This window comes from Streptosporangium sp. NPDC053982, assembly GCF_055585205.1.
Genome location: NZ_JBVJKQ010000009.1, coordinates 79760 through 101787, shown reverse-complemented (window position 1 = coordinate 101787; position 22028 = coordinate 79760). Strand labels below are relative to the sequence as shown.

21 protein-coding genes are annotated in these 22028 nt (G+C 71.2%); 13 read left to right on the top strand and 8 right to left on the bottom strand.

Going from position 1 to position 22028, the window contains the following annotated elements; genetic code table 11:
- The first annotated feature begins 2 nt into the window (after nt 1–2).
- Nucleotides 3–365 carry a DUF742 domain-containing protein gene (locus tag ACZ6W9_RS17715; RefSeq protein WP_362930670.1) on the top strand — a complete coding sequence of 121 codons (363 nt, stop codon included), beginning with the start codon at nt 3–5 and terminating at the stop codon, nt 363–365.
- A gap of 10 nt (nt 366–375) precedes the next feature.
- The gene (locus ACZ6W9_RS17710) at nt 376–933 is read left to right on the top strand and encodes a GTP-binding protein (RefSeq protein ID WP_389965199.1); all 558 of its coding nucleotides are present in this window, start codon (nt 376–378) and stop codon (nt 931–933) included.
- Between the two features lie 153 nt (nt 934–1086).
- On the opposite strand, the gene ACZ6W9_RS17705 is transcribed toward ACZ6W9_RS17710, so the two are convergent.
- Both ACZ6W9_RS17705 and ACZ6W9_RS17700 read right to left on the bottom strand, forming a co-directional pair.
- Nucleotides 1087–2040: an SIS domain-containing protein gene (locus ACZ6W9_RS17705; RefSeq protein ID WP_389964950.1), complete on the bottom strand. Its 954-nt coding sequence runs from the start codon at nt 2038–2040 to the stop codon at nt 1087–1089.
- A 159-nt stretch (nt 2041–2199) separates the two neighbouring features.
- A complete protein-coding gene (locus ACZ6W9_RS17700) occupies nt 2200–3150 on the bottom strand; it encodes a hypothetical protein (protein ID WP_470118640.1) in 951 nt (316 codons plus the stop codon).
- A 343-nt stretch (nt 3151–3493) separates the two neighbouring features.
- On the opposite strand from ACZ6W9_RS17700, the gene ACZ6W9_RS17695 reads away from it, so the two are divergent.
- From ACZ6W9_RS17695 to ACZ6W9_RS17680, 4 genes are read left to right on the top strand one after another with little or no spacing between them, the layout of a single operon-like run.
- The gene (locus tag ACZ6W9_RS17695) at nt 3494–4627 is read left to right on the top strand and encodes a polyamine ABC transporter substrate-binding protein (RefSeq protein WP_389964956.1); all 1134 of its coding nucleotides are present in this window, start codon (nt 3494–3496) and stop codon (nt 4625–4627) included.
- Nucleotides 4628–4680: 53 nt separating this feature from the next.
- Nucleotides 4681–5505, top strand: a complete 825-nt coding sequence (locus tag ACZ6W9_RS17690) for an ABC transporter permease (protein ID WP_389964959.1) — start codon at nt 4681–4683, stop codon at nt 5503–5505.
- The gene (locus tag ACZ6W9_RS17685; protein WP_389964962.1) at nt 5498–6271 is read left to right on the top strand and encodes an ABC transporter permease; all 774 of its coding nucleotides are present in this window, start codon (nt 5498–5500) and stop codon (nt 6269–6271) included. The genes ACZ6W9_RS17690 and ACZ6W9_RS17685 overlap by 8 nt, the downstream gene beginning before the upstream one ends.
- Nucleotides 6271–7443, top strand: a complete 1173-nt coding sequence (locus ACZ6W9_RS17680) for an ABC transporter ATP-binding protein (protein ID WP_470118637.1) — start codon at nt 6271–6273, stop codon at nt 7441–7443. Before ACZ6W9_RS17685 ends, ACZ6W9_RS17680 begins: the two co-directional genes overlap by 1 nt.
- Here the strand turns inward: ACZ6W9_RS17680 and ACZ6W9_RS17675 are convergent.
- Nucleotides 7437–8045: a TetR/AcrR family transcriptional regulator gene (locus ACZ6W9_RS17675; protein WP_389964968.1), complete on the bottom strand. Its 609-nt coding sequence runs from the start codon at nt 8043–8045 to the stop codon at nt 7437–7439. The two genes, ACZ6W9_RS17680 and ACZ6W9_RS17675, sit on opposite strands and share 7 nt — an antisense overlap.
- A gap of 127 nt (nt 8046–8172) precedes the next feature.
- On the opposite strand from ACZ6W9_RS17675, the gene ACZ6W9_RS17670 reads away from it, so the two are divergent.
- The 7 genes from ACZ6W9_RS17670 (at nt 8173) to ACZ6W9_RS17640 (ending at nt 17441) form a co-directional block, all read left to right on the top strand.
- Entirely contained in the window at nt 8173–9453 is a 1281-nt protein-coding gene (locus tag ACZ6W9_RS17670) for a glycosyltransferase (protein ID WP_389964971.1), read from the top strand.
- A 144-nt stretch (nt 9454–9597) separates the two neighbouring features.
- The gene (locus tag ACZ6W9_RS17665) at nt 9598–11004 is read left to right on the top strand and encodes an aminobutyraldehyde dehydrogenase (protein ID WP_470118634.1); all 1407 of its coding nucleotides are present in this window, start codon (nt 9598–9600) and stop codon (nt 11002–11004) included.
- A 122-nt stretch (nt 11005–11126) separates the two neighbouring features.
- Complete coding sequence (locus ACZ6W9_RS17660; RefSeq protein ID WP_470118632.1) at nt 11127–14258, top strand: sensor histidine kinase; 3132 nt, start codon at nt 11127–11129, stop codon at nt 14256–14258.
- Nucleotides 14255–14677 carry a roadblock/LC7 domain-containing protein gene (locus tag ACZ6W9_RS17655; RefSeq protein WP_179819103.1) on the top strand — a complete coding sequence of 141 codons (423 nt, stop codon included), beginning with the start codon at nt 14255–14257 and terminating at the stop codon, nt 14675–14677. Before ACZ6W9_RS17660 ends, ACZ6W9_RS17655 begins: the two co-directional genes overlap by 4 nt.
- A 129-nt stretch (nt 14678–14806) precedes the next feature.
- A complete protein-coding gene (locus tag ACZ6W9_RS17650; RefSeq protein WP_373287382.1) occupies nt 14807–15088 on the top strand; it encodes a DUF742 domain-containing protein in 282 nt (93 codons plus the stop codon).
- A gap of 7 nt (nt 15089–15095) precedes the next feature.
- Nucleotides 15096–15635 carry a GTP-binding protein gene (locus tag ACZ6W9_RS17645; RefSeq protein WP_362930698.1) on the top strand — a complete coding sequence of 180 codons (540 nt, stop codon included), beginning with the start codon at nt 15096–15098 and terminating at the stop codon, nt 15633–15635.
- 558 nt (nt 15636–16193) lie between these two features.
- Nucleotides 16194–17441, top strand: coding sequence for a flavin-dependent oxidoreductase (locus ACZ6W9_RS17640; RefSeq protein WP_470118629.1), 1248 nt, complete (start codon nt 16194–16196; stop codon nt 17439–17441).
- 48 nt (nt 17442–17489) lie between these two features.
- Here the strand turns inward: ACZ6W9_RS17640 and ACZ6W9_RS17635 are convergent, their stop codons facing one another.
- The 5 genes from ACZ6W9_RS17635 to ACZ6W9_RS17615 form a co-directional block, all read right to left on the bottom strand.
- Nucleotides 17490–18494, bottom strand: a complete 1005-nt coding sequence (locus tag ACZ6W9_RS17635) for a methyltransferase (protein ID WP_470118627.1) — start codon at nt 18492–18494, stop codon at nt 17490–17492.
- A 128-nt stretch (nt 18495–18622) separates the two neighbouring features.
- Nucleotides 18623–19405, bottom strand: a complete 783-nt coding sequence (locus ACZ6W9_RS17630) for an ABC transporter ATP-binding protein (RefSeq protein WP_389964988.1) — start codon at nt 19403–19405, stop codon at nt 18623–18625.
- Between the two features lie 9 nt (nt 19406–19414).
- The gene (locus tag ACZ6W9_RS17625; RefSeq protein WP_389964991.1) at nt 19415–20206 is read right to left on the bottom strand and encodes an ABC transporter permease; all 792 of its coding nucleotides are present in this window, start codon (nt 20204–20206) and stop codon (nt 19415–19417) included.
- Nucleotides 20203–20994 carry an ABC transporter permease gene (locus ACZ6W9_RS17620; RefSeq protein ID WP_389964994.1) on the bottom strand — a complete coding sequence of 264 codons (792 nt, stop codon included), beginning with the start codon at nt 20992–20994 and terminating at the stop codon, nt 20203–20205. Before ACZ6W9_RS17620 ends, ACZ6W9_RS17625 begins: the two co-directional genes overlap by 4 nt.
- On the bottom strand, nt 20991–21980 hold the full coding sequence (locus ACZ6W9_RS17615; RefSeq protein ID WP_389964997.1) for an ABC transporter substrate-binding protein: 990 nt from the start codon (nt 21978–21980) through the stop codon (nt 20991–20993). Before ACZ6W9_RS17615 ends, ACZ6W9_RS17620 begins: the two co-directional genes overlap by 4 nt.
- Nucleotides 21981–22028: the final 48 nt, after the last annotated feature.

Here is a 22028-nt window from a genome sequence, read left to right as displayed (position 1 = left end):
CCATGATCGGTAACGACGGGATCGGGGACGAGGAGCCCCTGTTCCGTCCGTACGCGATGACCGGCGGCCGCGCCGAGCCCCGTTACCACCTGGCGCTGGAGACGCTGGTCTCGTCCTCGTTCGTCACGGACGAGGAACTCGTCCTGCTCACCCCCGAGCAGGACGCCATCATCAGATTGTGCCGGTCCTTCCGGTCGGTCGCCGAGATCTCCGCCCTGCTGCGGGTCCCCCTGGGCGTGGCCCGGGTGATCGTCGCGGACATGGCGGACGAGGGCCTCGTCCGCCTGCACCAGCCGCAGCTGGACAAGGGGCAGCCGGATCTCGACATGCTCGAAAGGGTGCTCAGTGGACTTCGCAGGCTCTAACCCCGGCGGCCTGACCTCGACGAAGATCGTCGTCGCCGGCGGGTTCGGCGTCGGGAAGACCACGTTCGTGGGGTCGGTCTCGGAGATCCTCCCGCTGACCACCGAGGCGGTGATGACCGACGCCAGCGCCGGCATCGACGACCTGGGACTGACGCCCAACAAGACGACGACCACGGTGGCCATGGACTTCGGCCGGGTCTCGCTGGACCAGGACCTGATCCTGTACCTGTTCGGCACGCCGGGTCAGCACCGGTTCTGGTTCATGTGGGACGACCTGGTGCGCGGCGCCCTCGGCGCGGTGGTCCTGGTCGACACCCGCAGGCTGGCCGACGGGTTCCCCGCGATCGACTACTTCGAGGAGGCGGGACTGCCCTTCGTGGTCGCCATCAACGGCTGGGACGGGCAGTTCATGCACTCCCAGGACCAGGTGCGCGAGGCGCTGGCGCTGGCGCCGTACGTCCCGGTGGTGACCACCGACGCGCGCTCGCGCGACTCCGTCAAGAGCACGCTCATCACGCTGGTCGAGCACGTCCTGCGGGTCCGCACGGGCCACGGCATGCCCGCCTGACCGGTTCCCGCCGCGCCTGACCGGCCCGTCGCCGGGGCCGATCAAGGCGTCGGGGCCGGGCCGGCGCCGTGTGGCCCGGCCTCCGTACGGCCCGCGGGACCGCCCCGGGCGGCCGGCGTCCCGCGGTGCGGTGCCGGCGGGGGGGGGCGGTCCTCAGCCGATCCACCACCGGGCGGCGACCAGTTCGGCCACCAGCGTCTCGGTGAGCAGGGCGACGCCGGGGTCGTCGTCGTGGCGGTAGCGGACGGAGTCCCGGGCCCCGGACAGCTCTCCGCCGACGGTGAGCACGGTGGAGCCCCGCTGCCGGATCCAGTCCATGGCCTGCTCGTCGTAGGCGGACCCGGGGAAGAGGATCGCCCGGTAGTCGAGGGTCTTGGTCAGGTAGACGTCCACGTGGGCCCAGTCGCCGGTCTCGCAGGCGTCGGCCGCGCGGCGCGGGCCCTCGCGGAACATCAGCGCCGACTGCTCCGCCGACGACAGCCGCTCGGCGGGGGCGATCGTGTACACACCGTGCGGGCCGTCGAGCAGCTCCGCGGCCCGCTCCAGCCACTCGCCGCGCCGCTCCAGCAGGTCGGCGGCGGCCTCGGCGGAGCGGCGCAGCAGGGCGGGCACGTCGGGTCCCGAGCCGGTCAGGCGGCCGTGCAGGGCCAGCAGCAGCGCGATCGTGTGCTGGAAGGTACGGCAGGACACCCCGCCGCGCTCCTCGCCGGCGGACATCGGGACCGTCAGGTCGGCGCCCTCGGTGACGGGCGAGCCCTCCCGGTTGGTCATCGCCAGGACGAACGACCGGCCCCGGTGGCGGGCGACCGCGTCGAGGGTCTCCCGGCTGCCGCCGGTCGCGGAGATCGCCACGACGAGCGTGCCGGGGTCCGGCGGGTAGGAGGCGGCGGCGGAGGCGTACTCGGCGACCGCGTCGATCCCCGCCGCCCGCAGGCGCGCCGCGGCGACCCCGGCGGCGTAGCGGGAGCTGCCCATGCCGAGGAGGAGGACCCGCCGTACGGCGGGCGGCAGGGCGCCGAACGGGTCGCCTGCCTCCAGGGCGTCCGCCAGCCCGGTCAGCGCGGCCGGCTTGGCCTCCAGGTCGGCGAGGTACAGCTCGGGGTTCACGTTCGCTTCTCTCCTTCGGCGGGTGTTCCCCGGGGTCCGGGGTGACTTCGGCGGTGGGGACGGCGGGGGCGGAGTCCGGGTGCGCGGCTTCCCGGGCTCCGCTCCGCGGGCTTCCCGGGCTCCGCGGGTTTCGCGGGGATCTCTCAGGGGCGCGGCGGCTCAGCCGTACCAGGACCGCAGGACCCCCATCGGCGCGTAGCGCCAGCGCGGCAGGTGCCGGGCGGCGTAGACGAGCTCCCGGCACTCCTGCTCGATCTCGAAGGGCCGCAGCAGGAAGTCGTCCAGCAGGTCCGGCCGGCCGTGCTCGGCGAGGCGGGCGCGGTAGGCCGTCTCCAGCGCGGTGCGGGCCGCCGTCGCCCAGGCGCCGGCCGCGGACGGGTCGGCCCCACGGCGCCTGATCGCGACCTGGGCGACGTGGTCGACGCTGGTGGTCAGCTGGGCGAGGTCGCGGGCGGCCGGCTGGAAGGGGTCCGCTCCGGTGACCGTGGGGTTCCCGTCGAAGTCGATCACCGCGTAGCCGCCGCGCCAACGCAGGATCTGGCCGACGTGCAGGTCGCCGTGGATACGGATCAGCGGGGTGGGGCCCGCGCCGGCCAGCGGAGCGAGCCCGGTGCGCAGTGCGCCGGCGCGGGCGGCGAGCCAGTCACCGTCCTCGCCGCCGGTCAGCGCGAGCGCCTCCTCCAGCGCCGCCAGTGCCCGCCCGTGCGGCTCGGGACTGATCGGGGCGTGCCGTACCGGGCCGGGGACGGCGGACGAGGGGGTGGCCAGGGCCGCGTGCAGGTCGGCCGCCAGCGTCCCCAGTTCGGCGGCGAAGGCCGCCCCGCCGCCCGCGGCCTCGTCCACGCACCACTCCCAGCCGTCCGAGGCGTCGGGGAGGTAGGCGGTGACCAGGGCGAGGAGCACCTCGCCGTCACCCCCGTCTCCGTTTTCGCGCCGGGTCACCGCCGCGTACGGCGTGGCGGTGGCGGTGAAACCGACCTCGGTCAGATGGGCGAACATCTCGGGTGCCGGCTGGGGAAGCGAGGCGGGGGGTGTGAGCCACTTCACGACCACGCTCTCGCCGACGATCACCGAGTGATTCGTCTGGTCGGCGTCGAAGCCCCGCTCCACCGGCGGGCACCCGGCGGAAACAGGTGTCGACTGAATAAGCGATGAAAAGCTTCCGACATCCGTCCCGGGAAGCGGCCGGAACTGTCTCACGGCGAACGGCGAAGGAATTTCGCTGGTCAGAGCCTTGATGAGTTCACCGCTGCGCCCATCACCGGCACGCGGCGGAGCTCCGAGCCGCTCCCAGATTGAACGTGGATTTAACAAACTGATCAAACTTCCCTGGGACGTTGTCGGGCAAAGTCTTGCTCAAGATATTCTTGCCTGCAACACTCCTGCTTTGGTCTGCCGTGTCCGTTACGGCCGGTCTACCCCCCTTAACCTGAATTCCGAAGGAGTAGCGGCCGTGTTCCGTGCTCGGTCCCCCCGTTCCCTCTCCGCTGCCGCGCTGGTCACAGGCCTGGCCCTCGCCGTCTCCGCCTGCGGCGGAGGTTCCGGTGAGACCACCGCCGCGGACGCCGGCGGCCCCACCGCCGCGGCCGCGCAGCTCGACCCGAACGCCGACCTGACGAAGCAGAGCGTCACCCTCACCGTATGGGAGGGCTACACGCCCAAGGAGCTTCCCGAGAAGGTCAAGGAGAAGCTCAAGTTCGACCTCAAGGTGACGCCGCACGACACCAACGAGACCGCCATGGCCAAGCTGACCTCGGGCGCCGACAGCGGCATCGACGTGGCGTTCGTCTCCGGCCAGTACGCCCAGGCGCTCAACGAGGCCGGGCTGCTGGAGCCGCTCCACCCCGAGCTCATCCCCAACCTCGCCAACCTCTACCCCGAGGCCAAGGAACTGGCCTACGACAAGGGCAACGTCTTCTCCGTCCCCTACACCTGGGGCACCACCGGCATCTGCTATCGCACCGACCTGGTGAAGACCCCGCCGGCGAGCTGGAACGACATCCTCAGCCCGGCCCCGGACGCCGAGAAGAAGGTCACGATGATGACCACCGAGCGCTGGCTGGCCCTGCCCGCCATCAAGGCGCTCGGCTACTCGGTCAACACCCGCAGCGACGAGGAGCTGGCCAAGGTCAAGGAGAAGCTGCTGGAGGCCAAGCCCCACCTGCTCGGCTACGACGACGTCACCTTCGGCGACAAGCTCAAGTCGGGCGAGGCCGTGATGGTCGAGGCGTGGGACGGCTGGTGCCCCACCACCGAGAAGAACATCAAGTTCGTGGTGCCCAAGGAGGGCAGCGACCTGTGGGTGGACACCATGGTGATCCTGAAGTCCTCCAAGAACAAGGAGGCCGCCCACGCGCTGATCAACTACATCCTCGACCCGGAGATCCACGGCTGGGCCGCGGAGAACATCCTGTACAAGGTCCCGAACAAGGCCGCCATGGACCGGGTGGACGCCAAGCTCAAGGCCGACAACACCCCGCTGCAGATGACCCCCTCCCAGCTCCTGCAGGGTGAGTCGATCGTCGACCTGGGCGAGGACTCGACCAAGTTCAGCCGCCTCCAGACCGAGGTCAAGGCAGCGAAGTGACATCTTCCACCGTCTCCGGTGCGGCCGCGGGTCCGCGGCCGCACCGGTCGCGTGTGATCGGACGGCTGACCTTCCTCGGCCCCGGCCTGGCCTACCTGGTCGTCTTCCTGCTGGTGCCGCTGGCGCTGGTGCTGAGCTACACGCTGTTCCGCCGGGGACGGTTCGGCGGAGTCGTCCACGAGGTCACGGGGGAGAACTTCACCCGGCTCCTCGACCCGCTCTACCTCGACGTGGTCGTCGGCTCACTGCGGCTGGCCGCGCTCGCCACGCTGATCGCGCTGCTCGTCGGCTACCCCACGGCCTACCTGATCGCGCAGCTGCCGCGGAGATGGAAGACGATCGCGCTGGTGGCGATCGTGCTTCCCTTCTGGACCAACTTCCTGGTCCGCATCTACGCCTGGATCATCCTGCTGAGCGGTCCCGGCCTGGTCAACTCCGCGCTGACGAAACTCGGCCTGGTCGAAAAGCCGCTGGAACTGCTGTACAACGAGGGCACCATCGTCACCGGCCTGGTCTACTCCTACCTGCCGCTGATGGTGCTCCCGCTGTACGCCGCGATCGAACGGCTCGACCCGCAGCTCCGCGAGGCGTCGGCCAACCTCGGCGCCCGGCCGGCCCGCACGTTCGTGTCGGTGACGCTGCCGCTGACCCTGCCGGGCGTGCTCAGCGGCTGCCTGTTCGTCTTCGTGCCGAGCTTCGGCAACTTCGTCATCCCCGAGCTGCTCGGCGGCGGACGCTCGATCATGGTCGGCAACCTGATCCGCGACCAGTTCCTCAACGCGCGCGACTGGCCGTTCGGCGCCACGCTCTCGCTGGCGCTGCTCGCCGTACTGATCGTCCTGCTGCTGCTGCAGGCATGGAGTTCCCGCCGTGCGTAGACCGCGCCTGCTGTACGTCCCCTTCTGGGCGACCTACGTCTTCCTCTACACCCCGATCGTGGTGCTCGTCGCCATGTCGTTCAACGCCGGGAAGTCGCCCTACGTCTTCGCCGGTTTCAGCCTGAAGTGGTACGGCGAGCTCGCCGGCGACGCGACCATCCGCGACGGCCTGGTCAACACGCTGATCGTGGCCGCGGGGTCCACGGCGCTGTCCACCGTCCTCGGCACCCTGCTCGCGGTGGGCCTGGCCCGCCACACCAGGTCGCGGGTGCTGGACGCGCTGGGCGTGCTGCCCGCCGTGCTGCCCGACCTGGTGCTGGCCATCGGCCTGCTGGTGTTCTACGCCGCGGTCAAGATGACGCTCGGGCTGCACTCGGTGCTGCTGGCCCACACCGTGTTCGGCATGGCGTTCGTCACCGCGGTGGTCCGCACCCGGCTCAGCCACGCCGACACCTCCCTGGAGGAGGCCTCCCGGGACCTCGGCGCCACGCCGTTCGCCACGTTCTTCCGCGTCACGCTGCCGCAGCTCGCGCCCGGCGTGGCCGCGGGCGCGCTGCTGGCGTTCACACTGTCGGTCGACGAGTTCGTCATCGCGTTCTTCACCGCGGCGCCGACCGCGCCGACCCTGCCCATCGTCATCTACTCAATGGTCCGCTTCGGGGTCACCCCGGAGATCAACGCGCTGGCGACCCTGCTGCTGGCGGTGAGCTTCACCGTGGTGATCGTGGCCCAGCGGATGACCCGACTGACGGAGTCCCTGTCGTAATGCTGCAGATCACAGGTGTCAGCCGCCGGTTCGGCGAGATCACGGCGCTGTCGGAGGTCTCCCTGGACATCCGGCAGGGGGAGTTCTTCGCGCTGCTCGGCCCCAGCGGCTGCGGCAAGACCACGCTGCTGCGGATCCTCGCCGGATTCGAGACCCCCGACTCCGGAGCCGTCACCCTCGACGGCTCCGACCTGCTCGCGCTGCCCGCGCACCGCCGCCCGGTCAACCTGATGTTCCAGTCGTACGCGCTGTTCCCGCACATGACCGTGGCGAAGAACGTCGCCTACGGCCTGGAGCGGGAGCGGCTGCCCCGGGCCGAGGTCCGCGAGCGCGTCGAGGAGGTCCTCGCGAAGGTCGGCCTGGCCGAGATGGCCGGACGCCGGCCGCAGCAGCTGTCCGGCGGCCAGCGGCAGCGGGTCGCGCTGGCCCGCGCGATCGTGAAGCGGCCCCGGATGCTGCTGCTCGACGAGCCGCTGTCCGCGCTGGACAAGAAGGTCCGCGCGGAGATGCAGCTGGAGCTGAAGCGGCTCCAGCACGAGGTCGGCATCACCTTCGTCGTGGTCACCCACGACCAGGAGGAGGCCATGTCGCTGGCCGACCGGATCGCGGTCTTCAACGCGGGCCGCGTCGAGCAGGTGGACGAGCCTGTGGCGCTGTACGAGCGGCCCCGCACGCCGTTCGTCGCCGGGTTCGTGGGAGCCGCCAACCTCTTCGAGGGCGAGGTCCGCGCGGGAGGCCTGGACGGCGGGCCGCTGGGCGTCCTGCCGGGTGCGGGGGACCTGCCCGAGGGGGCCTCCGCGCTGCTGGCCGTACGGCCGGAGCGGATCAGCCTGGCGGACTTCGGCGTGCCGGAGGAGCCGGCGGGCTCGGGGGAGACGTCCCCGGAACCCGTGGAGGAGGCCCCGGCGGAGCTCACGGAGCAGTCCCCGGAGTCCCCGGAGTCCCCGGAGTCCCCGGCGGAGGCGGCGGCGGAGCCGGCGGGGGAGCGGGGCGTGCTGCGGGGGAAGGTGGCCGACGTCAGCTTCTACGGCGGCGTCTCGCACGTCTCCGTCGTCGTGCCGGGACGCCCGGCGCCGGTCCTGGTGGCCGTCCAGGGGGCCACCAGGGTCCGGACCGGATCGGCGGTGGCCCTCCGCTGGACGGCGGACGACGGGGTGCTGGTGCCTCAGTGAGACGTCTTGAGCGGGTTGTCCGTCGCGGTCCGGGCGTAGGCCAGGATGAGCTCCGCCGCCTCCTCCGGGCCGATCACCGGGTGGCGGGCCGTTATGCGGTAACCGTACGCGTCCTCGAGCGCGACGAGGTTGCGCGCGACGACCAGGGAGTCGTCGGCCAGAGTGAAGGCCCCCAGGGCGGCCCCGGTCTCCAGGACGCTCTGGTACAGCGAGACCTGGCGGTCGTAGAGCGTGGTGAGCAGCAGGGCGTACATCCGGTTGCGCGGCGCCGCCCCGCCCAGCTCGTTGAGGAGCCGCACGTCGGGGTCGTCCGGCCCGTGCGGCAGACCGGAGCGGATGGTGACGACGAGCTTCTCGACGGGGTCGCGCATGCCCGCGATCCGCTTCAGCCTCTGCTCGTAGAAGCGCTCCATCCCCGCGTGGTGGGCGTCGACCAGCAGGTCCCCGAGCTGGGGGTAGTGGTAGAGCACCGCCCCGGAGGTCAGCCCGGCCTCCTCGGCGACGTGGTTGAGGTGGACTCCGTCGGTGCCGTGCCGGATTATCGCCCGGTGCGCGGCCGCTATGAGATCGAGCCGCCTGTCCGCCCGGTTCTTGCGCGTCATGATACCCCGCTCGTTGAAAAGAAATCCGTGACCCCGGGGTCCATGGTGGCCCCTTTCCGGCGATTTAGCCAGACACAGAATTGAACCACTCTTCAAAGCCCAGAACACCACAACATACGGAGGCGTGATGTCGCTCACGATCCTGTTCATGCCGGAGAGCGCTTACGGGCCGACGAACAACTGCATCGGCATCGGTGACATTCTCCGCAAGCGCGGTCACCGGGTCGTCTTCGCAGCTGAGGCCTCCTGGAAGGGCAAATTGGAAGCGCTCGGATTCGAGGAGGACCTGGTCGACCTCGCGCCTCCGTCCGAAGAGGAGCAGGACGCCGGGCAGTTCTGGAAGGATTTCATCCGCGACACCGCGCCGGAATACCGCAAGACGACCGCCGAGCAGCTGGAGACGGTGACCAAGCCGATCTGGGAAGCGCTGATCGACGGTGTGAAGTACTGCGAGCCGCAGCTGAGGGAAATCATCGGGCGGGTCAGGCCGGATGTGATCGTCGAGGACAATGTGATCACTTTCCCGGCGCTGCTGACCGCGGGAAAGCCGTTCGTCCGCATCGTCTCGTGCAACCCGCTGGAGGTCCGCGGCGAGAACGTCCCGCCGGTCTTCTCCGGACTGCCCGCCGACGACCGCTCGGAGTGGGACGCCTTCCGCGCCGAGTACGACCGCACCCACCGTGAGCTGTGGAGCGCCTTCAACGAGTGGTGCGTCGCGCAGGGCACCGAGCCGCTGCCCGACCTGGACTTCATCCACGAGGGCGACCTGAACCTCTACCTCTATCCGGAGATCGCCGACTACACCGACGCCCGGCCGCTGGACGAGCGCTGGCACCGCCTGGACTCCTCGGTCCGCGAGACCGACGCCGAGTTCGAGCTGCCCGAGCCGCTGGCGTCCCGGGACGGCGCGCTGGTCTACTTCTCGCTGGGCTCGCTCGGCTCGGCCGACGTCGCGCTGATGCAGCGCGTCATCGACGTGCTGGCCACCACCCCGCACCGCTTCATCGTCTCCAAGGGCCCGCTGCACGAGGAGATCAAGCTCGCCGACAACATGTGGGGCGCCGAGACCCTCCCGCAGACCACGATCCTGCCGATGGTGGACCTGGTCATCACCCACGGCGGCAACAACACCACCACCGAGGCGCTGCACTTCGGCAAGCCGATGATCCTGCTGCCCCTGTTCTGGGACCAGTACGACAACGCGCAGCGCGTCCACGAGCTCGGCTACGGCGTGCGGCTCGGCACCTACACCTTCACCGACGCCGAGCTGACCGGCGCGCTGGAGCGGCTGCTCGGCGACACCGCGCTGCGCGAGCGGCTGGCCGCGGCCGGCGAGGAGATCCGCCGCCGCGACGGCCTGCGCAGGGCCGCCGACCTGATCGAGCGGGCCGGAGCCCCCGGAGCCTGACGTCCGCCCCCGCGGGTTCCTCCCGGTCCCCGCGGGATCTCCACCGGGCGGGACGCCGCCGTCCGCCCCGGCCCGGCCCCTCCGCCGCGAGAGGCCCGGCCGGGGCGGACGAGGAACCCCGCCCACCACCACGAGGGAACGACCATGGGCAAGTTGATCAACCCGGCGACCGGCGGGCTCCTGCGGGAGGTCGCCGACACCCCCGTCGCGGAGGTGGCCGCCGCCGTACGGCGGGCGCGGGCCGCGTTCGCGGAGTGGGGCGAGGCCACCCCGGCGGAGCGGGCGAAGGTGCTGCTGCGCCTGGCCGACCTCGTCGAGGCCGACGCCGAGGAGCTCACCCGGCTGGAGGTCGCCGAGACCGGCAAGCCCGCGGCGGTGTTCCGCGACGGCGAACTGCCGTTCGCGGCCGACAACCTCCGTTTCTTCGCCGGCGCGGCCCGCTCCCTGGACGGCACCGGGGCGGGGGTGTTCAGCTCCGGCTACACCTCGGTGATGGTCCGCCGCCCGGTCGGCGTGGTCGCGTCGATCTCCCCGTGGAACTTCCCCCTCGTGATGGCGGTGTGGAAGATCGGCCCCGCCCTGGCCGCGGGCAACGGCGTGGTCATCAAGCCCGCGCCGCAGACGCCGGGCACCACGCTGCGGCTGGCCGAGCTGTTCGCCCGGGCCGGAGCGCCCGAGGGACTGCTCCAGGTCGTCCTCGGCGACGCCGAGGTGGGCGGGGCGCTGGTCGGCGACCCGGGCGTGGACATGGTGAGCGTCACCGGCTCCACCGAGACCGGCCGCGCCGTCATGCGCGGGGCGGCCGGCTCGCTCAAGCGGGTCCACCTGGAGCTCGGCGGCAAGGCCCCGGCGCTGGTCTTCGGCGACGCCGACCTGACCGAGATGGCGCGCGGGGTGGCCATGGGCGCCACCTACAACAGCGGGCAGGACTGCACGGCCGCGACCCGCGTCTACGTCTCCCGCGAGGTGTACGGCGAGGCCGTCGAGGCGCTCCGCGCGACGCTCACGCAGGTCACGGTGGGCGACCCCTGGGACGACGCCACCGACATCGGCCCGCTGGTCTCCGCGGGGCACCGGGACCGGGTCCACGGGTTCGTCGAGCGGGCGGTCGCCGAGGGCGCCTCGGTGCTCTGCGGCGGCGCGCCCCTCGACGGTCCCGGCTCCTACTACCCGCCGACGCTCGTCGCCGGCGCCCGCCAGGACAGCGAGATCGTGCGGGGCGAGCTTTTCGGTCCGGTGCTGGTGGTTCTGCCCTTCGACGGCGAGGACGAGGCGGTCCGCCTGGCCAACGACACCCCCTACGGCCTGGCCTCGTCGGTCTGGTCACGGGACGTGGCCCGGGCGCTGCGCGTGTCGCACCGGCTCGACGTGGGCGTGACGTGGGTCAACGACCACCTGCCGATCGCCTCGGAGGCGCCGCACGGCGGGGTCAAGCAGAGCGGCTTCGGCAAGGACATGAGCCAGGAGGCCGTTCAGGAGTATTCGGTCACCCGCCACCTTATGATCAAGCATCAGGACCCCGAGGCCAGGGCCTCTTTCCGGCCCGCATGACAGCCTGGTGTTATGTCCTTTTTATGGCGGTTTGACGATATTTACGCCATTCGAAGTGAAATAAAGGATGTGTTCAAATTGTCTGCGCCGCATCCGAATCCGGCGAGGGGTTACGTAGGCCAGTGAAGACAAAAGACCGCCGGAGCCGCCGCGCGCCGAACGCCGGGAGCAGACTGCTGCCGTCGAACTGGCGAGTACGCCCGCGACTGGTCGCTCTGATCATGCTTCCCACGGCCGCCGCCGTGCTGCTGGGCGGGCTCCAGCTCTCCGGTTCGCTGTCCGGCGCGAACACGTACCGCAGGATGACCGAGGTCGCCGCGCTCGTCGACAAGCTCGGCACCCTGTCCTACGAGCTGGCCGAGGAGCGCGACCTCACCTCCTGGTACATCGCCGACCGCCGCAACAGCCGCAGGCTCGCCAAGGTCCGGGAGCAGCGCGAGGAGGTCGACCGTACCCGCGTCGACGTGCTCGCCGCGATCGACGCCCTCAGCCCCGACCAGCCGGCCCGCGTCCGCGCCGAGACGACGCGGATGCGCAACTGGCTGCGCGGCCTCCCCGGCCTGCGCAAGCCGCTCACCGAGGGCGGCGTCCTGCCGCGAGCGGCCCTCGACATGTACTCGGACATGATCGACGACCTGACCACCCTCTACGACGACCTCGGCCGGAGCGGCGGCGACGAGCGCCTGATCGGTGACGCGCTCGCGCTGGGCGCGCTGACCCAGGCCAGGGAGCAGTCGTCCCGGCTGCGCGGCATCCTGCTCGTCGGCCGCATCGAGGGACGCTTCGACTTCGACGACCCGGCGCAGTTCCTGGGCGCCTGGCAGGACCAGCTGAACCAGGTGGCCGCCTTCCGCGCGGCCGCCTCGCCCACCGACATCAAGCGCTTCGACAACGCCACCGACACCGTCAAGGCCGCCCGGGCCGACGCCTCGCGCGCCCTGGTCATGTCCCGGATGCGGGAGAACCGCGGCCTGCCGCGGACGCTGCGCATCAACGACTGGTTCGACACCTCCTCGGCGCTGGTGGACGGCATGCGCACGGTCGAGAGCGGAATGTCCACGGCCGTCGTCGCCCGAAGCCAGGAGCTGGAGGCCGCCGAGCGGCGCAGCGCCATCATCTTCGGCGCCGCGATCGCCGTCCTGCTGGTCCTGATCCTGCTGATCACCGCCTGGGTGGCCGGTACGCTGGTGCGGCCGCTGCGCAGGCTGCGGTCCGAGGCGCTGGAGGTGGCCGACACCCGGCTGCCCGAGACGGTCCGCACGCTGCGCGAGTCCGGCGACCACGCCCCGGACGTCGAGGTGCCCTCCATCGGGGTGGTCTCCCGCGACGAGATCGGGGAAGTGGCACGGGCGTTCGACGAGGTCCACCGCGAGGCGATCCGGCTGGCGGGCGACGAGGCCCGGCTGCGGAGCAACGTCAACTCGATGTTCGTCAACCTCTCCCGGCGCACCCAGTCGCTCGTGGAGCGGCAGATCGACCTCATCGACGACCTGGAGCAGGGCGAGCAGGACGAGGGCCGGCTCGCCAACCTCTTCAAGCTCGACCACCTGGCCACCCGCATGCGCCGCAACTCCGAGAACCTGCTGGTCCTCGCGGGTCAGGAGCAGAGCCGCCGGTGGAGCGAGCCGGTCCCGCTGAGCGACGTGGTCCGCGCCTCCCTCTCGGAGGTCGAGAACTACGAGCGTGTGGCGCTGCGGGTCGAGGGCGGCATCTCGATCATCGGCTCGGCCGTCAACGACATCGTCCACCTGATCGCCGAGCTGGTCGAGAACGCCATCTTCTTCTCGCCGCAGGACACCAAGATCACGGTGGGCGGCAACGTCAACGAGACGGGCGCCGTCATCCTGGCGGTCACCGACGCCGGCATCGGCATGAGCGACGAGGAACTCGGCGAGGCCAACCGCAGGCTGGCCGAGCCCCCCGCCGTGGACCTGTCGGTGTCCCGCCGGATGGGCCTGTTCGTGGTCGGTCGCCTGGCCATGCGCCACGGCATCCGCGTCCAGCTCCGCAGCCCGGAGAGCGGCGGCCTGAGCGCCGTCGTCATGCTGCCCCCGCAGGTGGTGGCCCAGGGCTCGCCGGAGCTGGCCCTGACCGGTCCGGGCGCCTCCCAGTCGTCGTTCGCCGGCTCGTCCTTCTCCGACGCCTTCGGCGGAGCCTCGTTCGGCGGCACGCCCGCAGCCACGGACTCGTTCGGCGGCAGGTCCAACGCCGGTCCGTTCGGCGGCGCGCCCGCAGCCGCGGACCCGTTCGGCGGCGCGCCGGCGGCCGCGGACCCGTTCGGCGGCGCGCCCGCCGGCGGCTCGTTCGACCGTTCCTCCTCGGTCTTCGGCTCGCCCGGGGACGACGGCCCCGACCCCTTCGGGTCCGGCTGGGGAGACTCCCCCCGCAGGCCCGCCGCGCCCGAGCGGCCCTCCACCCCGGAGCGGCCGCCGGCCGCCGCGCAGCCGCCCGCGGCCTCCCCGACGGCCGATCTGTGGTCGTCGCCCGTGGTCCCGGCCTCCGCGGTGGAGGACCTGTGGTCGTCGCCGCTGACGTCCGTACCGCCGGCCTTCCCGTCGGCGCGGCCCGACCCGGCGCCCGGGGAGACCTCCGGGCCCGGCCGGGGCGGGCCGGGACGGCCCGGGACCGGGCAGCCGTCCGGAACGCCCGCGGGTCCCTCGGCGCCCTCGCCGTCCTGGCCGGAGATGCCGCCCGCCGACCCCTGGACCCCGCCGCGCAGGGAGCCCGCGCAGAGCAGCCCGTCTCTGCCCGCGGTCGAGGTGTCGGCCACGGAGCCGGAGCCGGAGGAGTTCCTGCCGATCTTCGCGGCGGTGGGGTCCGACTGGTTCCGCAGCAGTGCCTCCGTCGAGCAGGCGGCCCCGCCCGACCTCGGCGACGCCCGCCCGGAGCCGGAGCCGGAGGCGGCGGCGGATCGCCGGCCGGAACCCTCCGTGGAGGAGCCGCTGCCCGTCCGGCAGCCCAGGCCGGTCGAGAGAGCGCCGTGGAGCAGCCCCGCGGACGAGGGCTGGGCCGCGGCCAAGGCGGCGAAGGAGCCGTCGCTGGGCGGGGTCACCGGCTCGGGCCTGCCCAAGCGGGTGCCGAAGGCCAACCTCGTCCCCGGATCCGCCACTCCCGCCCAGGCTTCGCCTCCGCCCATCCCTCCGCTCTCCGCGGAGCGGGTGCGCAGCCGACTTTCCAGTTTCCAGCAGGGCATCCGCCAGGGCCGTGCTGAGATGAACGAGCGGCTGAACGCCGCCGAAAGAGAGAAGCAGTGAACCACCAACTCAGTCAGGCCGCTCGGGGCTTCAATTGGCTGATCACCGAGTTCGTCAAGGAGATGCCCGGGGTCGCCCACGCCGTGATCGTCTCGGCGGACGGCCTCCCGCTGGCCTACTCCCAGGGATTCCCCAAGGACCGCGCCGACCAGCTCGCCGCGATCACCGCCGGCCTCATCAGCCTGACGCAGGGAGCCTCCCGGGTCTTCGAGGGCGGCCCGGTCGTCCAGACCGTGATCGAGATGCAGCGGGGCCTCCTGCTGACGATGTCGATCAGCGACGGGTCCGCGCTGGCCGTACTGGCCTCGCCGGACTGCGACATGGGCCTGGTGGCCTACCAGATGACGTTGCTGGCTGAGCGTGCCGGACAGGCGCTCACGCCCGCGCTGCGGGCCGAGCTCCAGTCGGCCCAGCGATAGGGAGGTGATATGGACGCACCAGGTTGGCGCGGCCAGGGAGACGATTCTCCCGCCCCGCCCCAGGCCAAGAGCGGGCGGAACCGGCTGATCCGCCCGTACGCTGTGACCGGTGGGAGAACCGCGCCCCGGATGCAGCTCGCGCTCGAGGCACTGGTCTCCTCGGCGACATTCGTGAGCGTGGATTCGGCTACGCTCTCCACGGAGTATCAGGCGATCATCTCGTTGTCCCAGCAGGTGCGCTCGGTCGCGGAGCTGTCGGCTCTGCTGCGCATGCCGCTGGGCGTCACCCGAGTCCTGATCGCGGACATGGCGGCCGAGGGCCTGGTGCAGATCCACCAGCCGTCGCTGGATGCCGGAAAGCCGGATCTCAACTTGCTTGAAAGGGTGCTCAGTGGGCTTCGCAGGCTCTGACGCCGGAATGACGTCAACGAAGATCGTCGTGGCCGGAGGATTCGGCGTCGGCAAGACGACCTTCGTCGGCGCGGTCTCCGAGATCATGCCGCTGACCACGGAAGCGGTGATGACGGAGGCCAGCGCGGAGGTCGACGACCTCTCGCACATCCCGACCAAGCGGACCACCACGGTGGCCATGGACTTCGGCCGGGTCTCGCTGGACCGTGACCTGATCCTGTACCTGTTCGGTACGCCGGGTCAGCACCGGTTCTGGTTCATGTGGGACGACCTCGTCAAGGGCGCCATCGGCGCGATCGTGCTGGTCGACACCCGGAGGCTGGCCGACAGCTTCCCGGCGATCGACTACTTCGAGGAGGCCGGGCTTCCCTTCGTCGTCGCCCTCAACGGCTTCAACGGCTCGCACATCCACGCCGAGGAGGAGGTGCGGGAGGCCCTGACGATCTCCCCGCACATCCCCGTCGTCCGGACCGACGCCCGGTCACGGGACGCGGTGAAGACGACCCTGATCACCCTGGTGGAGCACGTCCTCACACTGAGGGTCTGAACACCGAGGGGCTGACAACGGGGCAAGGGCCCCGTCCCCGCCGCCGGGCCGTACGGCTCCGCGGCGGGGACGGGGCCCTTGTCGTGACCCCGTGGAGCGGGGTCCGCGCCGGTTCCTTCGAACGGCTTCTCCGCCGGAGCCGGATCCTCGACGAGGGAGCCGGGCTCTCGGTGAGAGGGCTCGACCGCAAGGCTGAATCCTCCGTCAGGAGGATCCCTCTGCCCGGAGAGAGCCCCGACGTGGTCCCCGGACATCGGAGAGAGGGCTCCGGTCGCGGATGTTGAATCATCCTTCAAAATGTCTCCGGCTTTCGGCGCCCCCTTTCAGGTTTTCCGTTCCGCCCGCCGGAGCCGTTCCGGCGGGCCGCGCCCGCCGGTTTCCGGGGGTCGATTCTCCTGCCGTCCGGTGGAATCCGCCTCGCCCCGCCTCTCTCGACGGCCTTTTCGGGAAGTGCTTTCCCTGAGGGGAAGCCCGGATAAGGCATCGAAGTATGCTGTAGCCACAATTCGCGATCTTGACGGAAAATCGCCATGGATTTCCGGCGTGGGTGGAGGACGTATGCGGGTGTTGGTCGTCGGCGGAGGAATCGGTGGTCTCACCACGGCTCTCAGCCTGCACGCCGCGGGGATCGAATGCGTGGTCGCGGAGTCGGTGCGGGAATTGCGGCCTCTCGGGGTCGGAATCAATCTCCAGCCGCACGCGGTCAGGGAGCTGACCGAGCTCGGAATGGGCGACGAGCTCGCGGGCCTCGGCGTGCCCACCAGCTTCCAGACCTTCACCGACCGCTTCGGCAACACGATCCTGTCGCTGCCCAGGGGCAAGGCCGCCGGCTACCGATGGCCGCAGTACTCCGTGCACCGGGGCGCGCTGCAGATGTCACTGCTCGGCGCGGTGCGCGAGCGGCTCGGTCACGCGGCGGTCAGGACCGGCCTGACCTTCGAGAATCTCACCGAGGGGCGCGGCGGCGTCGTCGCCTCGTTGCGGGACGCGAGCACCGGCGGGCTCGTCGAGATCGGCGCCGACGTCCTGGTCGGCGCCGACGGCCTGCACTCGACCGTGCGCGCCCGGCTGCACCCGGACGAGGGGCCCCCGCTGTGGGGAGGAGTCCGGATGTGGCGGGGCATCACCGAGAGCCGCCCGTTCCTGGACGGCTCCACTCTGCTGATCGCCGGCTCCAACCACTCGTGCAAACTCGTCGCCTACCCCGTATCGCCGGATCGGACCCGGATCAACTGGGTCGCGGAGGTGAAGGTGGCCGAGGGCGGGACGGCTCCGGCCGCCGACTGGTCGCGGCGAGGGCGGCTGGAGGACGTGCTGCCGCACTTCGCGGACTGGAAACTTCCCTGGTTCGACGTGCCCGAGCTGCTGTCGAACGCCGGGCGGATCCTGGACTACCCCATGGTCGACAGGGAGCCGCTGCCATCGTGGGGGCGAGGCAGGACGACCCTGCTGGGTGACGCCGCCCATCCGATGTACCCCGTGGGGTCCAACGGCGGCTCGCAGGCCGTTCTCGACGCGCGGGCGCTGGCGCGCTGCCTGGCCGCCGCGGGACCGGTCGACGGGCCGGCCGCGTACGAGGAGGAACGCAGGCCGGCCACCGCGCCGTTGGTCCTGGCCAACCGGGAGATGCCGATGGAGCGGACGATCCAGATGGTCACGGAGCGGGCGCCCCTCGGCTTCGGCGACGTCTCCGAGGTGCTCACCCCGGCGGATCTGGCGGAGATGGCCGCGGGGCATCGGCGTACCACCGACATGGACGTCGCCTTCCTCAACGAGCGCCCCTCCTGGAACGCCGGCGGCCGGTGACGTGGGCCTCCACGTCACCGGCCGCCGCGCAGGACCGCTCCGGACCGGTCAGGCGGGCAGCGCCTCGACGATGGAGGCCCCGCCGCCCAGCTCGATCTGGCGGCTGAGCCGCAGTCCCGCCTTGGCCAGCAGCTCGCCGTAGTGCGAGAGGCCGCGCTCCATGCCCTCACCGAAGAGGGCGAGCATCCGCATGTCCAGGTCCTTGCTGATGTGAGGGGCGTCGTCGTCGGGCACGACGAACTCCACCAGCAGCACCCGGCCGTCCTCCGCCATGGCCTCCCTGACGTTGCGCAGGATCCGCGTCGCGTCCTCGTCCGACCAGTTGTGCACCACGCTGCCCAGCAGGTACGCGTCCGCCCCGGAGGGCACGGAGACGAAGAAGTCGCCGCCGACGAATTCGCATCGGTCTTCAAGACCGGCCTCGGCCATGAGCTGCCGCGCCCCGGGGACCACGTGCTCCAGGTCGAACAGCACGCCACGCGTATTTGAATGAGCGTTCAGGACGGCGGCCAGGATGTGTCCTTTGCCGCCGGCCACGTCCACCAGGGTCCGCACGCCGGAGAAGTCGTAGCGGGAGGCCACAGCCCGGGCGACCGGCCAGGCCCTGGACACCATGTAGTCGTCGAACAGCCGACCCACCTCGGGGTTGTCCCGGTATCGGGTGTACATCGGGCCGAAGCGCTCGACGAACGCCGACCGGCCGGTCCGGGTGGTCCGGGGGACGTTGCCCATGCCGTACCAGAAACCCTCCTCGGCGATCATCCGTACGGCGGGGCGCAGCGACTCGGGCGCGTCCTCGCGCAGGGTGGCGCCCACCTCGGTCAGCTCGTAGACACCGGGGGCCGTGGTCGCCACCACGCCCATGGCCGCGAGCTGGCGCAGCACCCTGCCGAGCGCGGCGGGGTCGGCCTGGCAGCGCAGCGCGAGCTCGTCGACGCTCAGCGGCCCCTCGTGCAGGTGGTCCGCGCAGCCCAGCTCCGCCATGGTGGCCAGGGCGGCGAAGCGGGAAACCCCGCCGATCGCGTCCCAGATCGGCGCCTGCGGGTCGTTCATCGAATACCTCCAGCGTGGGCCCCGCCTCCGGGCGGGGGAGACGCGGCGTGACGCCGCACGGAATGTTCTCGGACGCCTGCGCGGTCCGGTCCTCACGGCCGCCCCTCCTCGGCCGGGGCGGCCGGTTCTCACCGGGCGGAGGCCGACGGGCTCCGCATGCCACGGACGAGGCGGCCGACCTCGGCGCGCAGGTGCACGAAGTCGGGGTGCTCCCTGGTGGTGATCTGGTCACGTGGGCCGGGCAGATCCACCCGCAGGTCGCCGACGACCTCGGCGGGCGCTTTGGACAGGACCACGACACGGTCGCCGACGTAGACGCTCTCGTCGATGTCGTGGGTGATGAGCAGGATGGTCATGTTGTGGTGGCCGCGGACCCTCAGCGTGAGGTCCTCCAGATCCTCGCGGGTCTGGGCGTCCACCGAGCCGAAGGGCTCGTCCATCAGCAGCAGGGCGGGCCGGTAGGCGAGCGCGCGGGCGATGGACACCCGCTGCTGCATTCCGCCGGAGAGCTGCCACGGATACTTGGTGGCGGCGGCCTCCAGCCCGACCTGCGCCAGGGCCTCCGCGGCGGCCTCCGCACGCCCCTTCTTGTCCATTCCTCTGCGGCGCAGCGGAAGGGAGACGTTGTCGGCCACCGACATCCAGGGGAACAGCGAGCGGCTGTAGTCCTGGAAGACCACGGCCAGGTTGTCAGGCGTCCGCTCGACGGGGACGCCGTTCAGCGCGACCCGGCCACCGGTGGGGCGCAGGAGCCCGGCGATGGAGCGCAGCAGTGTCGACTTGCCGCACCCGGAGGGGCCGACGATGCACACCAGTTCGCCCTCCGCGACCGACAGGTCGACGCCGCCCAGGGCGTGGTGGGCGGACGGGCCCGTGCCGTAGGTGTGGGTCAGGTTCGAGATCTCAAGCACGGCAGGTCCTCAGCTCGTCTGCTTGGCGGTCCGGTGCCACGACAGGATGCGCCGTTCGGCCGTGAGGAACATCGCGTTCAACACATATCCCAGGACACCGAGTACGACGATGGTCCCCCACACGCCGGGCAGGTCGTAGGACCTCTGGGCGTCCAGGAGCTGGAAGCCGATCCCGTCGGTGCTGCCCACCAGTTCGGAGATGACCATCAGGATCAGCGCCAGGGAGAGGCTGACCCGCAGGCCGGCGAAGATGTTCGGCAGCGCCGAGGGCAGGACGACCCGCAGCAGGCGCCGGCCGCGCGTCAGACCGAACACCGCGGCGGTCTCCAGGTGCAGGCGGTCGACCTGCCGGGCGCCCTCGGCGGCGTTGATCAGGATCGGCCAGACGACGCCGAACGCGATCACGTTGATCTGCATCCGGGGGCCGATGGCGAACAGGGCCATGAAGAACGGCAGCAGCATGGGCGGGGGGATGGCGCGAGCGAACTGGATGAGCGGGTCGAGGAAACGGAAGAGCACCGGGGAACGGCCGATCGCCAGTCCCAGGGCCGTTCCGGCCACCCCGGCCAGCAGCCACCCGGCCAGCAGCCGGCCGATGCTCGCGGGGATGTTCGTCAGGGCCGCGTCGTTGAGCCACAGCCGCCCGGCCGGGCCGGTCAGCCACATCCGCTGTATTCCGGCGGCGATCTCGGTCGGCGGGGGGAAGGACAGGTCACCCGCGGCGCGGGCGGCCAGCTCCCAGCCGGCCAGGACGACCGGGACCGGCCACAGGTGGACGGCGGCGCGCAGCGGCCGGCTCATCGGGCCGTCCCCGTCCGGGCGGTGTGCCAGCGGAAGATCCGCCGCTCCACGAGGACCAGGAGCGCGTTGACGACGAAGCCGAGGATCCCGGCCCAGATCGCCGCGGCGATGATGTACTCCAGCGCGTCGGCGCTGCCGCCGGCCTCGATGACGAACGTCCCGATGCCGCTGGCGCCCCCGGCGAGCAGTTCCGCGCTGATCGCCACGATGAGCGCGATCGAGGCGGCCAGCCGTACCCCGGTGGCGATGAACGGTGCGGTGCTGGGCAGCGAGACCCGCCACAGCACGGCCAGCGGGCCGAACCCGAAGCTGCGAAGGGTCTCCTTGGCCAGCGGGTCGACGTCCTTGAGGCCGTACATGGTGTTGATCAGTACCGGCCAGCTCGCCGCGTAGACGATCAACATGACCTTCATGTCGGTCTTGTCAGAGAACAGCACCAGCGCCAGGGGGATCAGCGCGACCGAGGGGATCGGCCGCAGGAACTCCAGGATGGGGCGGAACGCCCGCTCCACCCGTGGCAGGGTGCCGAGCGCGAAGCCGAGAGGCACGGCGATCACGACGGTGAGCAGGAGGCCGGCGGCCCACGCGCCGATGGTCGAGACGACATCGGCGAGGAAGTCCCCCTCGGTGGCGAGTTCGGCGGCGCGGCCGAGCACGGTCGAGGCGAGCGGGAAGACGACCGGGCTGATCAGGCCGGTGCGGCCGGCGGCCTCCATGGCGCAGAACAGCCCTGCGACGCCGAGGGCGCCGCAGAGCAGTCTGCTGTCCAGCGGACGTCGGCCAATCACCCGAGGTTGCCCGGCAGGATGCTCTTGGCGTCGACCTTGCTCTTCAGGTAGCCCTGCTCCAGCATCAGGTCGGCCACGCGCTGGAGGCGGGTCTCGTCGAGGCTGGTCGGGAAGGAGCCCATGGTGATGACGGCGGCCGTGGCCGCGTCGATCTTGGTGTAGGTGGGCAGGATCTCCTCCACCACCTTGCGGTTGGAGGCCGCCAGCTTCTGGGCCTTGTCCAGCGCCCGCTGGAAGGCCGCCACCGTCTTGGGGTTCTCGTTCGCGAACTTCTCGGTGACCACCATGCCGGCGATGGGGAAGTCGGCGGTCGCGTCGACCATGGTGTCGGCGAGCTTACGGGCGCCGATCTTCTTCTGTGCCGCGGTCAGGTGCGGCTCGGTCATCCAGGCCGCGTCGACCACGCCCTGCTCCAGCTTCCCGGCCATGTCGGGGAAGGGGAACTCCACGAACTCGACGTCCTTGTCCGTCAGCCCGTAGGTCTTGAGAACGGAGGTCACCGCCAGGGTGCCGATGTTCTTGAGGCTGTTGACCGCGATCTTCTTCCCCTTGAGGCCGGCCGGGTTCTCGATCGTGGAGTCCTTGGGGACCATCAGGTTGAAGGCGTTCGGGGCCGCCTGGTACATGTCAGAGATGATCTTCAGCTTGTTGCCCGCCGACACCGCGAGGAAGGCCGAGACGTAGTTGGTCTGCGTGGAGTCCAGCGAGCCGCCCAGCAGGCCCTGCTGCGCCTGTGCGCCGCCCTGGACGGTCTCGATCTTGACGGTCAGGCCCTCCTGCTGGAAGAAGCCCTGCTTGTTGGCGATGTACAGCGAGGCCGCGTCAGGAATGGGGAGGGCACCGACGACCAGGTTGGTCTTCTCCAGCCCGCCGCCCGCGCTGGCGGCCTTGGTGTCGGTGTCCGAGCCGCCGCAGGCGCTGACACCGAGCGTCAGCGTGGCGACGAGTCCTGCGATGACCGCCCGGCTCGCGAGGCTGAACCTCATGGGTCTCCTTAGCTGCAACTGATCGCTCTCGCCGGACCCGCTGGGAGT